Here is a 12,715-nt window from a genome sequence, read left to right on the forward strand (position 1 = left end):
CGGCAGGCGGTTGACTCCTTGGTTGTACGTCACTACGTTCTGCTTGCCGGAATTCTACTTCCGCCTTGTGGAAACATCCAGAGAGTCCGGCGGGTGGCCGGCGGAAGAGGCGGACTCTTGACGGCGCGGGGGTCGGAGTGAAGACTCCTTCAACAGAACGTTGAATTTCGTTACGTGGAAGTAAACCCGCGTCATCGCGAGTCAACGGCGGCAGAGAGAGGGGTCCGGGTGTCCGACGTCGAACTGGTACTGCGCTCGACACGCGTCATCACTCCCGAGGGGACACGGGCCGCTGCGGTCGCGGTCTCCGCCGGGAAGATCACGGCCGTGCTCCCGCACGACGCCGAGGTGCCGCCCGGCGCCCGTGTCGAGGACTTCGGCGACGACGTCCTGCTGCCCGGCCTGGTCGACACCCACGTCCATGTGAACGACCCCGGCCGCACCGAATGGGAAGGGTTCTGGACCGCGACCCGGGCCGCCGCGGCCGGCGGCATCACCACGCTCGTGGACATGCCCCTCAACTCCCTCCCGCCGACGACGACGGTCGAACACCTCCGTACGAAGCGGGACGTCGCCCGTGCCAAGGCGCACATCGACGTCGGCTTCTGGGGCGGCGCGCTCCCCGACAACGTCAAGGACCTGCGACCGCTGCACGAAGCGGGCGTCTTCGGCTTCAAGGCGTTCCTGTCGCCCTCCGGCGTCGAGGAGTTCCCCGAACTCGACCAGGAACAGCTCACCCGCTCCCTCGCCGAGATTGCCGGCTTCGGTGGTCTGCTGATCGTGCACGCCGAGGACCCGCGCCACCTGGCCGCGGCCCCGCAGAAGGGCGGCCACAAGTACGCCGACTTCCTCGCCTCGCGCCCCCGCGACGCCGAGGACACCGCCATCGAGAGCCTCGTCGCGCAGGCCCGGCGCCTCGACGCGCGCGTGCACGTGCTGCATCTCTCCTCCAGCGACGCCCTCCCGCTGATCGCCGCCGCGAAGGCCGACGGCGTCCGGATCACCGTGGAGACCTGCCCGCACTACCTCACCCTGACCGCCGAGGAAGTCCCGGACGGCGCCAGCGAGTTCAAGTGCTGCCCGCCCATCCGCGAGGCCGCCAACCAGGACCTCCTGTGGCGGGCGCTGGCCGACGGCACCATCGACTGTGTCGTCACCGACCACTCGCCGTCGACCGCCGACCTCAAGACGGACGACTTCGCGACCGCCTGGGGCGGCATCTCCGGCCTCCAGCTCAGCCTGTCCGCCGTCTGGACCGAGGCACGCGAGCGCGGCCACGACCTGGAGGACGTGGTCCGCTGGATGTCCTCCCGCACGGCCGAACTGGTCGGCCTTGGCGACCGCAAGGGCGCCATCGCGCCGGGCCGGGACGCCGACTTCGCGGTCCTCGCCCCCGACGAGACCTTCACCGTCGACCCCGCCGCGCTCCAGCACCGCAACCGGGTGACGGCCTACGCCGGCAAGACCCTCAGCGGCGTCGTGAAGTCGACCTGGCTGCGCGGTCAACGCATCGTCGCGGAGGGCGAGTTCACCGAGCCGGCAGGGCAACTCCTGACCCGGACCCCGTAGTCCGCCCGGCGCCCTCCGCCACCCGCGCACGGACACCGCGCCGGGCCCCTCCCCTCCGTGAACATCCCCGGCGAACCCCACCACCGACAGACCGACCGACCGCCGCACCGCACTCCGGCATCAGCACCCGCACCCGCACCCGCAACGGCCGACCCCCGAAAGGCAGATCGATCATCGTGACGGCGCAGAACCCGCCCGTTTTGGCCACCTTCACCGGAGACGCGAACCCCTACGGAGGCGGCGACCCGTACGCCGACTACCGCACCGCCGACTTCCCCTTCACCCAGTACGCCAACCTCGCCGACCGGCAGCTCGGCGCCGCGGTGGTGGCCGCGAACGACGAGTTCTTCGCCCAGCGCGAGAACCTCCTCGTGCCCGGCGCGGCCGAGTTCGACCCCGAGCACTTCGGGCACAAGGGCAAGATCATGGACGGCTGGGAGACCCGGCGCCGCCGCGGTGTCTGCGCCGAGCACCCGTGGCCGACCGCCGAGGACCACGACTGGGCGCTGATCCGGCTCGGCGCGCCCGGCGTGATCCGCGGCATCGTGGTCGACACGGCCCACTTCCGCGGCAACTACCCGCAGGCGGTGTCCGTCGAGGGCACGTCCGTCGCCGGCTCGCCCTCGCCCGAGGAACTCCTCGCGGACGACGTGAAGTGGACGACCCTCGTACCGCGCACCGCGGTCGGCGGCCACGCGGCCAACGGCTTCGCCGTCGCGGCCGAACAGCGCTTCACCCACCTGCGGCTCAACCAGCACCCCGACGGCGGTATCGCCCGGCTGCGCGTGTACGGCGAGGTCGTGCCCGACCCGCGCTGGCTGTCCGCCCTCGGCACCTTCGACGTCGTCGCCCTGGAGAACGGCGGCCAGGCCGAGGACGCCTCGAACCTCTTCTACTCCCCGGCCACCAACACCATCCAGCCGGGCCGCTCCCGCAAGATGGACGACGGCTGGGAGACCCGCCGCCGCCGCGACAACGGCAACGACTGGATCCGCTACCGGCTCGTCGCCCAGTCCGCGATCCGCGCGATCGAGATCGACACGGCCTACCTGAAGGGCAACAGCGCCGGATGGGCCTCGGTGTCGGTCCGCGACGGCGAGGCGGGGGAGTGGACCGAGGTCCTGCCCCGCACCCGCCTGCAGCCCGACACCAACCACCGCTTCGTCCTCGACGCGCCGGTCGTCGGCACCCACGCGCGCGTGGACATCTTCCCGGACGGCGGCATCTCCCGGCTGCGCCTCTTCGGCTCCCTGACGGAGCAGGGCGCGTCCCGCCTGGCGGCCCGCCACCAGGAACTGGGCGGCTGAGCCGGCCGGTCCGCGGAGGCGGGCGACGGTGAGCCCGGTGGCCGCGCCGGAACCGGTGCGGCCCCCAGGCCGTGACGGACCCCGCGGGTGCGGGTGCCGGGCCGTGACGACCCCTGCGGGCGCGCCTCCCGGGCCGTGACCGCCCTCGCGGGTGCGGATGCCGGCCGAACCGGTCCCCCCGGGACCGATGAGTCGCCGGGGCCGGTGGGGTCTGTACTGACGACGGCGGACCGCGCGGACGGGTCTTGCCGGACGGCAGCGCAGGCGGCGGGCGGACCCCGCCTCACGGATGGAAGCAGGCACACGGCATGGGCAAGCTCACCCTCACCGCATTCGTCTCCCTCGACGGCGTTCACCAGGCGCCGGGCGGACCCGAGGAGGACGCGACCGACGACTTCCGGCAGGGCGGCTGGTCCGTCCCCTACGACGACGAGGACTTCGGCCGCTTCATCACGGACGTCTTCTCACGGGCGGGCGCCTTCCTGCTGGGACGGCGCACCTACGACATCTTCGCGAGCTTCTGGCCCAGGATGACCGACCCGGCCGATCCGGTCGCCTCCAGGCTCAACTCCCTGCCCAAGTACGTGCCGTCCGCGACCCTCACGGCGCCCGCCTGGGAGGGCACGACCGTCCTCACCGGCGACCTGGGCAAAGAGGTCACCGACCTCAAGGAGCGCATCGACGGCGAGGTGCAGGTGCACGGCAGCGCCACGCTGGCCCAGTCCCTGTTCGCGCTCGACCTGGTCGACACCCTGCACCTGCTGACCTACCCGGTCGTCCTCGGCGCAGGCCGCCGCCTCTTCGCCGAGGGCGCGCCGCCGACCGCGTTCCGGCACGTCTCCGGCAGCACCACCAGTACGGGCGTCGCGATCGCCACGTACGACCGCGAAGGCCGGGCCAGGTACGGGAGCTTCCTGGACGAGTCCTGAAGCACCTCCCCGGGGACTTGGGGGAGGGTTTGTGAGGACGGTGGGGACGGCTCGCGGGGGCGCGGTGAGGCCCGTTAACTCGGGGAAAAATCATCGGGCGTGCCGGGAGAAAACCGCCGACTTGACGTTGACATGCCATGCTCTACGCGCGTCATCCTGGAGCCATGCGATTCCCCCCACGTATGACTCGTATCGGTGCCCTCGTGGCCCTCATGTCCGCCCTGCTCGTGGGCGGCGTCACCGTCGTCCCGGCCGACGCGGCGGCGGCCTCCGTCGGCAGCGTCTGCTACGGCGCGCTGCCGTCCCAGGCGCACGACACCCTCGGACTGATCGACGCGGGAGGCCCCTTCCCGTACTCGCAGGACGGGGTCGTCTTCCAGAACCGCGAGGGTGTCCTGCCCTCCCAGTCCTCCGGCTACTACCACGAGTACACGGTCATCACCCCGGGCTCCTCCACCCGGGGCGCCCGCCGCATCGTGACCGGCGCGCAGACCCGGGAGGACTACTACACCGCCGACCACTACGAGACGTTCGACCGGGTCGACTTCGGCTGCTGACGCCCGCGCCCGGCACCCGGCCGGGCTCCGGGCCGGAACCCGGTCAGGTCCGTCCCCTCTCCGCCACCGCGAACAGGGCGAACGCCAGGACGACCAGCGTGACGCTCGCGTAGATCTCGTGGCCGTCGAGAAAGCCGAGCCGCTGCACGATCCCCCACCCGTGCAGCCGGCCGGTGATCGCCTGGACCAGGCCGAGTGCGCCCTGCACCAGGGCGATGAATCCGAGCGCCTCCAGAAGCTGCTTCATGGCACGACCCTCGCCCGGGGGTCGTGCCCCGCGCATCGGCCGCGCGGCGCGTGCGCGGGGCGGAAAGTCGGCCGGTGCCCCGGCCCGGCCGCGACGAAAGTCTCAAGCGGGCCGACTTTGGTCGGTGAACGCGCTCACCAGGGCGTGCCGACGGGTCCGGCTGCGTAGATTTGTCGACGTGAGTGGTGACGAACCGGCCCCGGGGCCGCGCGAGGTTCCGATGCCGGCCCTGCGCGGCCGGCGCTGGCTGCTGCCGTCCGCCGTGGCCGCGGAACTCGACCCCGACACCGAGCGGGCCGGCCGCTCCGGGCGGCCCCGGCGCACCGTGCGGGACTGGATCGTCGACTTCGGCTGCTTCCTGCTGGCCGTCGCGATCGGCATCGCCGCGGCGAACACCCTCACCGACGACCCCAACACCCCGCACGCCCTCGCGGTAGCCGACCAGTGGATCGGCGCGGGCGCCTGCGCGGCGGTCTGGCTGCGGCGCCGCTGGCCGCTCGGCCTCGCCATCGCCCTCGTCCCCGTCGGGATCATCTCGACCACCTCGGGCGGGGCCGGGCTCGTCGCCCTGTTCACCCTCGCCGTCCACCGGCCCTTCCGGTACGTGGCCTGGATCGCCGGCGCGCAGCTCGCCCTCCTCCCGGCCTACTTCCTGCTGCGGCCCGACCCCGACCTGTCCTACCCCGTCGCCTTGGCCGTGACCGCGCTGCTCACCTCGGCGGTCGTCGGCTGGGGCATGTTCGTACGCTCCAAACGGCAGCTCATGCTGAGCCTGCGGGACCGGGCGCGGCGGGCCGAGACCGAGGCGGCGCTGCGGGCCGAGAAGGCGCAGCAGCTCGCCCGTGAGGCCATCGCGCGCGAGATGCACGACGTGCTCGCGCACCGGCTCACCCTGCTGAGCGTGCACGCCGGGGCGCTGGAGTTCCGGCCCGACGCGCCCCGCGAGGAGGTCGCCCGGGCCGCCGGGGTCATCCGGGAGAGCGCGCACGAGGCCTTGCAGGACCTGCGCGAGATCATCGGGGTGCTGCGGGCGTCGGACGCCGACGACGGGGGGCGTCCGCAGCCGACGCTCGCCGCGCTCGACGGGCTGGTCGCGGAGTCGCGCTCCGCGGGGATGAAGGTGGTACTCGACAACCGGGTCGCCGAGCCGGACGCCGTGCCCGCGTCGGTCGGGCGCACCGCCTACCGGATCGCCCAGGAGGGCCTGACGAACGCGCGCAAGCACGCGCCGGGCGCGGAGGTCACCGTCTCGGTGCGGGGCGCGGCCGGATCCGGCCTGACGGTGTCCGTCGTCAACCCCGCCCCGCCGGGCGAGGTCCCTCCCGTCCCGGGCTCCGGCCAAGGCCTGATCGGCCTACGCGAACGCGCCACCCTCGCGGGCGGCCACCTGGAACACGGGGCGGAGGGGGACGGGGGTTTCCGGCTGGTGGCCTGGCTGCCGTGGGGGGTGCGGGGGGAATGAGGGGGCGGCCCGCGCGACGCGCGTGAACTTTCAGCCCCTCCGGCGTTTGAGGAGCGGGGGTCCGGGGGCGGAACCGCCGGGATCGGACGGGTAGGGGCGGAGGGGGCGAGGAACCTCCTGGGGAGCTGGTTAGGTGGGGCGATGACTGCGATTCGACTGGCGCTCGTCGACGACGACCCCCTGGTGCGAGCGGGCCTCGCCCTCATGCTGGGCGGCGCCGAGGACATCGAGATCGTCGGAGAGGCGGCCGACGGCGCCGAGGCCGAGACCCTGGTGGACCGCACCCGGCCCGACGTCGTCCTGATGGACATCCGGATGCCGAACGTCGACGGCCTCACCGCCACCGAGCGGCTGCGCGCCCGCAAGGAGGCCCCCCAGGTCGTGGTCCTGACGACGTTCCACGCCGACGAGCAGGTACTGCGCGCCCTGCGCGCGGGCGCCGCCGGCTTCGTCCTGAAGGACACGCCCCCGGGCGACATCCTGGAGGCGGTGCGCCGGGTGGCGGCCGGTGACCCCGTGCTGTCGCCCACCGTCACACGCCAGTTGATGGAGCACGCGGCCGGTTCCACCGCCGACACCCGCAAGGCCGAGGCCCGTTCGCGGATCGCCGCCCTGAACGAGCGGGAGCGCGAGGTCGCCGTGGCCGTCGGCCGGGGCGGTTCCAACGCCGACATCGCCGCCGAACTGTTCATGAGCGTCGCCACGGTCAAGACCCACGTCTCCCGCATCCTCGCCAAGCTCGACCTCAACAACCGGGTCCAGGTCGCGCTGTTGACATACGACGCGGGACTGCTGGAGGAGGACGGGCACTGAGCGGGACCCGGCCGGGAGAGGAGCGTCGAGCATGCTGCGTACGGCCGAGATCGGAGCCGAGCTGACCGACAGCGTCCAGACCGACCGGACCCGGCCCCCCCGGCCTGGCGGCGAGTACTGCGGTCCCGGCCGGGCGGCGAGTACTGCGCTCCCGGCCTGGCGGCGAGTACTGCGGTCCCGGCCGGGCGGCGAGCACTGCGGTCCCGGCTCGGCGGCGAGTACTGCGGTCCCGGCCGGGCGGCGAGCACTGCCCTCCCGGCCCGGCGGCGAGCACTGCGGTCCGCTGCTCGCGGTCGACCGGGGGACCCCCGCGTACGGTTCCTCGGCTGAGCGGAGTCCGGGCGACGGGACCGGACCCGGGGAGGTGTGCGGCGTGCGGCCGGCTCAGTCGCGGGCGCCCGCGATCTCCGCCGGGGAGACCGGGCGGCGTTCGCGCCGGGAGACCTCGCAGGCCTCGGCGACACGCAGCGCCTCCAGGGCCTCGCGGCCGTCGCAGGGGTTGGCGCGCTCGCCCCGGACCACCTCGACGAAGGCGGCGAGTTCCGCCTCGTACGCGGGGCCGAAGCGTTCCAGGAACCCCGTCCACGGCTTGTCCGCGGCCGGCGGGCCCGCGGGCTCCGTCGAAGTGATCGGCGTGCGGTCGTCCAGGCCGACGCCGATCTGGTCCAGCTCGCCGGCCAGTTCCATCCGCACGTCGTAGCCCGCGCCGTTGACCCGGGTGGCCGTCGCCGTGGCGAGCATGCCGTCGTCGAAGGTGAGGACGGCCGCCGCGGTGTCGACGTCACCCGCCTCGCGGAACATCGCGGGCCCCGCGTCGGACCCGGCCGCGTACACCTGGACCACCTCGCGGCCGGTGACCCAGCGCATGATGTCGAAGTCGTGGATCAGGCAGTCGCGGTAGAGCCCGCCGGAGAGCGGGAGATAGCCGGGCGGCGGCGGCGACTGGTCGGAGGTCATGGCCCGGACGGTGTGCAGCCGGCCGAGGCGGCCCGAGCGCACCGCCTCCCGGGCGGCCGTGTAGCCCACGTCGAAGCGGCGCTGGAACCCCATCTGCAGAACCGTTCCCGCGGCGTCCACCTCGGCGAGAGCCGACAGCGTGCCCGGCAGATCGAGGGCTATGGGCTTCTCGCAGAAGACCGGGAGCCCGGAGCGGGCCGCCCGGCCGATCAGCTCCGCGTGGGCGGAGGTGGCGGCGGTGATGACCACCGCGTCCACACCCCAGGTGAAGATCTCGTCCACGCTCGGCGCCGCCGTCGCGCCCAGCCGGTCCGCCAGCCGCTGGGCCCGTACCGGGTCCGCGTCCGTGACGATGAGGGAGCCGCCGACCTCACGGTGACGGCTGAGAGTCGTGGCGTGGAATGTGCCGATACGACCCGCTCCGATGAGTCCGATGCGCATGGAAACAAACTGAGGGCGGACCCGCCGCCCTGTCAATCGCTTTGTCCGGACAATCGAACTTCACAACTTCCCGTCAACATCTCACGGAGCTACGCTCGGGCCGTGCCGAAACCAGATGTGGACCCGACCGTCTCGCTCCAGCTCAGCGTCGACCGCGGCAGCCCGGTCCCGCTGTACTTCCAGCTCGCGCAGCAGCTCGAGGCCGCCATCGAGCGCGGAGCCCTGACCCCGGGAAGCCTCCTCGGCAACGAGATCGACCTCGCCGGACGGCTCGGCCTGTCCCGCCCGACCGTCCGCCAGGCCATCCAGTCCCTGGTCGACAAGGGACTGCTGGTACGCCGCAGGGGAGTCGGCACCCAGGTCGTGCACAGCCAGGTCAAGCGCCCCCTGGAACTCAGCAGCCTCTACGACGACCTGGAGTCGGCCGGCCAGCGCCCCGCCACCCAGGTGGCCCTCAACACCGTCGAGCCGGCCTCCACCGAGGTCGCGGCAGCCCTCGGCGTCCCCGAGGCCAGCGACGTCCACCGCGTCGAGCGGCTGCGTCTCGCGCACGGCGAGCCGATGGCGTACCTCTGCAACTACCTGCCCCCCGGCCTGCTGGAACTCGACGGCGACCGGATGGAGGCCACCGGCCTGTACCGGCTGATGCGCACGGCCGGCATCACCCTGCACAGCGCCCGCCAGTCCGTCGGCGCCCGCGCCGCCACGCAGCAGGAGGGCGAGCGGCTCGGCGAACCCGCCGGAGCGCCCCTGCTCACCATGGAGCGCACCACCTTCGACGACACCGGCCGCGCCGTCGAGTTCGGCACCCACATCTACCGCGCCTCGCGCTACTCCTTCGAGTTCCAGCTCCTCGTACGGCCGTGAGGTTCCGGTTCCAGGAAGGGCCGTGAGGTTCCGACTCCTCGTACGGCCGTGAACCGGGCCCCTCAGGCCCGGAAAACGTCACCGAGAAGGCCGTACCGCGCCGCGTGAACGCACCGCGCGCGGGACCCGCTGGTCGGGTGGAGGATCCCCGTGATTGATACTTGGGCGTTTGGGCCGGTACGAAGCCGGTCCCCAGGGCCTGCGGAACGGCCCCCGGGCAGGACCGCAGGGCCCGGCACACCAAGGAGCACGCAAGAAGGGCACGGCCTCGTGGCACGGACTCGGACCTGGGTAAGCATCGCGCTCGCAGGGGCGCTGGGACTGTCCCTCGCGGGATGCAGCAGCACCGGCGGGAAGCGGGCCGAGGACGCCCGCAAGGCCGCCGCGGCCCAGGGCAGGGCCGCGGTGAACACGCCCAAGTGGACCTTCGCCATGATCACCCACTCGGGTGACGGCGACACCTTCTGGGACATCGTCCAGAGCGGCGCCAAGCAGGCCGCCGTCAAGGACAACATCAACTTCCTCTACTCGCACGACGACGAGGCCCAGCAGCAGGCCCAGCTCGTGGACGCCGCGATCGACAAGAAGGTCGACGGCATCATCGTCACGCTGGCCAAGCCCGACGCCATGAAGGCCGCCGTCGCCCGCGCCCGCAAGGCCGGCATCCCGGTGATCACCGTGAACTCCGGCTCCGCGGAGTCCAAGGCCTTCGGCGCGCTCACCCACATCGGCCAGGACGAGACGATCGCCGGCGAGGCCGTCGGCGACGAGCTGAACAAGCGGGGCCGCAAGAAGGCCCTGTGCGTCCTGCACGAGCAGGGCAACGTCGGCCACGAGCAGCGCTGCGCCGGCATCAAGAAGACCTTCCACGGCACCGTGCAGAACATCTACGTCCAGGGCACGAGCATGCCCGACGTGCAGTCCTCCATCGGCGCCAAGCTCCAGGCCGACCACTCCATCGACTCCGTCGTCACCCTCGGCGCCCCCTTCGCGGACACCGCCGTCAAGGCCAGGAAGGACGCGGGCAGCAAGGCCGAGATCGACACCTTCGACCTGAACGCCAAGGTCGCCGCCGAACTGAAGGACGGCACCCTCGGCTTCGCCGTCGACCAGCAGCCCTACCTCCAGGGCTACGAGGCCGTGGACCTGCTCTGGCTGTACAAGTACAACGCGGACGTCCTCGGCGGCGGCAAGCCCGTCCTCACCGGACCCCAGATCATCACCAAGGACCAGGCCTCCGAGCTGGAGCAGTACGCGGACCGGGGGACCCGATGACCGCCACCGCGCCCGCACCCGCCCCCGCGCCCGGTTCCGGTTCCGGAACCGACGAGCGCCTCCTGAAGACCTCCCCGCTGCGCCGGCTGATGGGCCGCCCCGAGCTGGGCTCCGTGGTCGGCGCGATCGCGGTCTTCGTCTTCTTCGCCGTCTTCGCGGACAGTTTCGTCCGCGCGTCCAGCCTCAGCACCGTCCTGTACGCGGCCTCGACCATCGGCATCATGGCCGTCCCCGTCGCCCTGCTGATGATCGGCGGCGAGTTCGACCTCTCCGCGGGCGTCATGGTGACCAGCTCCGCGCTGATCTCCTCGATGTTCAGCTACCAGATGACCGCCAACGTCTGGGTCGGCGTGTTCGTCTCGCTGCTCGTCACCCTCGCCATCGGCGTCTTCAACGGCGTCATGCTCACCCGTACCGACCCGCCGAGCTTCATCATCACCCTCGGCACCTTCCTCATGCTGACCGGCATGAACCTCGGCTTCACCAAGCTGATCAGCGGCACCGTCTCCACCAAGTCGATCTCCGACATGGAGGGCTTCTCCTCCGCCAAGGACGTCTTCGCCTCCACGATCACCATCGGCGGCGTCGACTTCAAGATCACCATCCTGTGGTGGCTGCTCCTGGTCGCGGTCGCCACCTGGATCCTGCTCCGCACCCGCGTCGGCAACTGGATCTACGCCGTGGGCGGCGGCGAGGAGGCCGCCCGCGCGGTCGGCGTCCCCGTCGACAAGACGAAGATCGGCCTCTACATGGGCGTCGCCTTCGGCGCCTGGATCTCCGGCCAGCACCTGCTGTTCTCGTTCGACGTCGTCCAGTCGGGCGAGGGCGTCGGCAACGAACTGATCTACATCATCGCGGCCGTCATCGGCGGCTGTCTGATCACCGGCGGCTACGGCTCCGCGGTCGGCGCGGCCGTCGGCGCCCTCATCTTCGGCATGGTCAGCAAGGGCATCGTCTTCGCCGAGTGGAACCCGGACTGGTTCAAGTTCTTCCTCGGCGTCATGCTGCTCCTCGCGACCCTGCTCAACCACTGGGTCCGCAAGCGCGCGGAGGCGACGAAGTGACCACGGAAACCGACATGACCAAGGAACCCGCCGCCGCGGACCGGGCGCCGCTCGTCGAACTCGACGACGTCAGCAAGTACTACGGCAACATCCGCGCCCTCGAAGGCGTCTCCCTGGAGGTCCACGCCGGGGAGATCACCTGCGTCCTCGGCGACAACGGCGCCGGCAAGTCCACCCTCATCAAGATCATCGCGGGGCGGCACCAGCACGACGGCGGCACGCTGCGCATCGACGGCGAGGAGACCCGCCTCTCCTCCCCGCGCGAGGCCCTGGACCTCGGCATCGCGACCGTCTACCAGGACCTCGCCGTCGTCCCGCTGATGCCGGTCTGGCGGAACTTCTTCCTCGGCTCCGAGCCCCGCAAGGGCGTCGGCCCCTTCAAACACCTCGACGTCGACTTCATGCGCCGCACCACCCACGCGGAGCTGCTGCGCATGGGCATCGACCTGCGCGACGTCGACCAGCCGATCGGCACGCTGTCCGGCGGTGAGCGCCAGTGCGTGGCCATCGCCCGCGCCGTCTACTTCGGCGCCAAGGTCCTCGTCCTGGACGAGCCGACCGCGGCGCTCGGCGTGAAGCAGTCGGGCGTCGTCCTCAAGTACGTCGCCGCCGCCCGGGACGCCGGCCTCGGTGTCGTCCTGATCACCCACAACCCGCATCACGCCTACCTGGTGGGCGACCGCTTCGTCCTCCTCAAGCGCGGAACGATGTCGGGCAGCCACACCCGCGACGAGATCACCCTCGACGAGCTGACCCGCCAGATGGCGGGCGGCAACGAACTGGACGACCTGCGCCACGAACTGGAGAACCGGACGGCGTGAAGGGTGCGTGGGGCACCCGGGACGCCGGGGTGTGATCCGTACGGCACCCCGGACCCGTACGGCACCCGGGACGCCGGGGTGTGATCCATATGGCACCCCGGACCCGTACGGCACCCGGGGCGCGGGGGAGCGGTTCGTGCGGCTACCCGGACGCCGGGGTGTGATCCGTACGGCATCAGGGAAGCCGGCGTGTGATCCGTACGGCGGCCCGGATGCCGGGGAGTGAGCCGTTCGGGGGCGGGGGCGCCGTGCGGGAGCGGCCCCCGGCGGCCCGCGGGCCGCCCCCGTCACACCGGCGTCCCCGCGCTTCCGCGGTGCGGCGCCGGCGCGGCGTAAGGCAGAATCGGCGCGATGAGCACCTACCGCGACCTCGCGCTCCCCCGAGCTCTCGGCTCCGCTCGGGCAG

The 12,715-nt window shown here is 72.2% G+C and carries 12 protein-coding genes; 10 read left to right on the forward strand and 2 right to left on the reverse strand.

The window, feature by feature from the left end; translation table 11 throughout:
* The first annotated feature begins 228 nt into the window (after positions 1-228).
* The 4 genes from allB to AB0912_RS16245 all read left to right on the forward strand — a co-directional run bounded on the left by allB (position 229) and on the right by AB0912_RS16245 (position 4,362).
* Positions 229-1,569, forward strand: coding sequence for an allantoinase AllB (gene allB, locus AB0912_RS16230; RefSeq protein WP_366700009.1), 1,341 nt, complete (start codon positions 229-231; stop codon positions 1,567-1,569).
* 176 nt (positions 1,570-1,745) lie between these two features.
* Positions 1,746-2,876, forward strand: coding sequence for an allantoicase (alc, locus tag AB0912_RS16235; protein WP_366700011.1), 1,131 nt, complete (start codon positions 1,746-1,748; stop codon positions 2,874-2,876).
* A gap of 308 nt (positions 2,877-3,184) precedes the next feature.
* Positions 3,185-3,805: a dihydrofolate reductase family protein gene (locus tag AB0912_RS16240; RefSeq protein ID WP_366700014.1), complete on the forward strand. Its 621-nt coding sequence runs from the start codon at positions 3,185-3,187 to the stop codon at positions 3,803-3,805.
* Positions 3,806-3,969: 164 nt separating this feature from the next.
* A complete protein-coding gene (locus AB0912_RS16245) occupies positions 3,970-4,362 on the forward strand; it encodes a ribonuclease (RefSeq protein ID WP_366700016.1) in 393 nt (130 codons plus the stop codon).
* 43 nt (positions 4,363-4,405) lie between these two features.
* Here AB0912_RS16245 and AB0912_RS16250 read toward each other — a convergent pair whose 3' ends face one another.
* A complete protein-coding gene (locus AB0912_RS16250; protein WP_366700018.1) occupies positions 4,406-4,609 on the reverse strand; it encodes a hypothetical protein in 204 nt (67 codons plus the stop codon).
* 220 nt (positions 4,610-4,829) lie between these two features.
* On the opposite strand from AB0912_RS16250, the gene AB0912_RS16255 reads away from it, so the two are divergent.
* Complete coding sequence (locus AB0912_RS16255; RefSeq protein ID WP_366700133.1) at positions 4,830-6,071, forward strand: histidine kinase; 1,242 nt, start codon at positions 4,830-4,832, stop codon at positions 6,069-6,071.
* A 141-nt stretch (positions 6,072-6,212) separates the two neighbouring features.
* Positions 6,213-6,884, forward strand: a complete 672-nt coding sequence (locus tag AB0912_RS16260) for a response regulator transcription factor (RefSeq protein WP_366700020.1) — start codon at positions 6,213-6,215, stop codon at positions 6,882-6,884.
* Between the two features lie 384 nt (positions 6,885-7,268).
* Here AB0912_RS16260 and AB0912_RS16265 read toward each other — a convergent pair whose 3' ends face one another.
* Complete coding sequence (locus AB0912_RS16265) at positions 7,269-8,282, reverse strand: Gfo/Idh/MocA family oxidoreductase (RefSeq protein WP_366700022.1); 1,014 nt, start codon at positions 8,280-8,282, stop codon at positions 7,269-7,271.
* A 117-nt stretch (positions 8,283-8,399) separates the two neighbouring features.
* Between AB0912_RS16265 and AB0912_RS16270 the strand changes: the two genes are divergently transcribed.
* From AB0912_RS16270 to AB0912_RS16285, 4 genes are all read left to right on the forward strand, one after another.
* Positions 8,400-9,149, forward strand: a complete 750-nt coding sequence (locus AB0912_RS16270; protein ID WP_366700135.1) for a GntR family transcriptional regulator — start codon at positions 8,400-8,402, stop codon at positions 9,147-9,149.
* 270 nt (positions 9,150-9,419) lie between these two features.
* Entirely contained in the window at positions 9,420-10,424 is a 1,005-nt protein-coding gene (locus AB0912_RS16275) for a sugar ABC transporter substrate-binding protein (protein WP_366700024.1), read from the forward strand.
* Positions 10,421-11,488, forward strand: a complete 1,068-nt coding sequence (locus AB0912_RS16280) for an ABC transporter permease (RefSeq protein WP_366700026.1) — start codon at positions 10,421-10,423, stop codon at positions 11,486-11,488. Before AB0912_RS16275 ends, AB0912_RS16280 begins: the two co-directional genes overlap by 4 nt.
* Before the next feature lie 14 nt (positions 11,489-11,502).
* On the forward strand, positions 11,503-12,309 hold the full coding sequence (locus AB0912_RS16285) for an ATP-binding cassette domain-containing protein (protein ID WP_366700028.1): 807 nt from the start codon (positions 11,503-11,505) through the stop codon (positions 12,307-12,309).
* Positions 12,310-12,715 lie beyond the last annotated feature (406 nt).

The sequence above is a fragment of the Streptomyces sp. NPDC007084 genome, from assembly GCF_040703595.1.
Classification (GTDB): domain Bacteria; phylum Actinomycetota; class Actinomycetes; order Streptomycetales; family Streptomycetaceae; genus Streptomyces.